Consider the following 1,635-nt stretch of genomic DNA (forward strand, 5'->3'; position numbering starts at 1 on the left):
GCGTTGATGGGATGTCCCAGGCATTCGCTGCCGCGCCCGCTGGACACCTCTTCGTTGTTGCGCGTCATTTTCATCGCGCAGTTTTTCAGATCTAATCCTGCCGGACGCTGTGCCGGACCGCCGACCACATACACACCGCAGGAGGCGTTATCCGCCACGGTATCAACAAACTTAATTGACCAGTCGCGGATACGGCTGCCGACCACTTCCAGCGCGGGCAACACCCATTCGATGGCGTTGTACAGCTCGTCAAAAGTGGTGTCGGCATTGGGCAGATCGCGGTTCAGTACCAGCGCGATTTCCGCTTCAATACGCGGTTGCAACACGCGCTCAAACGCAATGGTGTCGTTATCGCCGTAACACATGTCGGCAAACAGCGTGCCGAAGTCCGGCTGATCGACGCCCAGCTGCTGCTGCACTTTCGGGTGCGTCAGCCCCACTTTGCGCCCGACCACGCGCCGCCCGCGCGTCACTTCGTACTGCACGTTGATGCGTTGAATGGCGTAAGCCGCTTCGCCGTTGTCCACGCCGATCAGTTCACGCAGCGGGGCAATGGCTTCCCCTTTTTCTTCAGCCTGACGTAAATCGGCAGCTAACTGCTCAAGATTAAGATTGGTCATGTCCGTTCCTTAAGGGCGTGCGAGGAAATTCAGCACCAGCTGGTTAAAGGCATCCGCATGTTCCCACTGCGCCCAGTGTCCGCAGTCGCGGTAGATATGCAGCTCAGAACCGGCAATTCCGGAGAGCAGGCGCAGACCGGCATCCATCGGCACAAAGCGGTCATTGCGTCCCCAGACAATCAGGGTCTGGGCTTTGATTTCACCCAGACGCGGGCTGAAATCCGGGAATTGTTTCGGGTTGGCCTCCAGACTCTGGACAAAGTTTTCCAGGTGATCGCGGCGCGACAGCATGTTATTCAGTCGTGCCTCAAACAACGCCTCGGTCAGGTCGCTGGTGTCGAAGACAAAGATCTCCATCATCAGCTTCAGGTTTTCGATGGTTGGCTCGCGGTACAGCTGATTCAGGCGCTTGATACCTTCGGTCGGCATCGGGGTAAACAGGCTCATGCCGCCCGTTCCGCCGCCCATTAGCACCAGTTTGCCCACGCGCTCCGGCCAGCTCAGGGTAAACGCCACAGCACTGTGACCGCCCATCGAGTTACCCAGCAGGTGGACTGTTTGAATATCCAATTGATCGACCACGCTTTTCAGGATGCGAGCGTTGAGATCCGATCGTGAACCGCGGTTAACGATCCCATCGCTTTTGCCCCAGCCAGGACAATCCAGCAGGATCACCCGGTATCCGGCCTGTACCAGCGGATCAATATTGCGGCTGAAGTTTGCCCAGCCCGTCGCGCCAGGACCGGAGCCGTGCAGCAGCACGACGGTCTCTTCGCCCTGTCCACAGTCATTGAAATGCACGCGTAGTGTTTCGCCTGCTTCCTGCACCTCCAGAAAACGACTGGTCGCGGCTTCGGTTTGCGGTTGATAAGTCATGGTTTTCTCCTGCATATTCAGTTCTGTTTCAGTTCTGTGTGGTGGCGCTCAGGGAGCCGAATCCGGCGATCCACTCTGGGATCGGGCGGTAATAACGGCCTTCGCTACGCCAGTTGCCAAAGGCAGAAATGGCGGCGAA

The 1,635-nt window shown here is 57.8% G+C and carries 2 protein-coding genes and 1 pseudogene; all 3 read right to left on the bottom strand.

Translation table 11 applies throughout. The features are described 5' to 3' along the window. Positions 1-620: 2-keto-4-pentenoate hydratase (mhpD, locus tag FDX03_RS02460; protein ID WP_249356972.1), on the bottom strand; the 620-nt coding region annotated here is incomplete at its 3' end. Positions 621-629: 9 nt separating this feature from the next. Beyond that, the gene (gene mhpC / locus FDX03_RS02465; RefSeq protein WP_016149676.1) at positions 630-1,496 is read right to left on the bottom strand and encodes a 2-hydroxy-6-oxonona-2,4-dienedioate hydrolase; all 867 of its coding nucleotides are present in this window, start codon (positions 1,494-1,496) and stop codon (positions 630-632) included. Between the two features lie 28 nt (positions 1,497-1,524). Beyond that, positions 1,525-1,635, bottom strand: a pseudogene (gene mhpB / locus FDX03_RS22960) (3-carboxyethylcatechol 2,3-dioxygenase); the annotation flags it as partial.

Origin of the sequence: Citrobacter sp. wls827 (genome assembly GCF_005280875.1) — a bacterium.
Taxonomy (GTDB): Bacteria; Pseudomonadota; Gammaproteobacteria; order Enterobacterales; family Enterobacteriaceae; genus Citrobacter; species Citrobacter youngae.

Bases quoted from the DNA above. Each gene is read 5' to 3' on its own strand.
- mhpC (WP_016149676.1), bottom strand. From the start codon at position 1,496: ATGACTTATCAACCGCAAACCGAAGCCGCGACCAGTCGTTTTCTGGAG.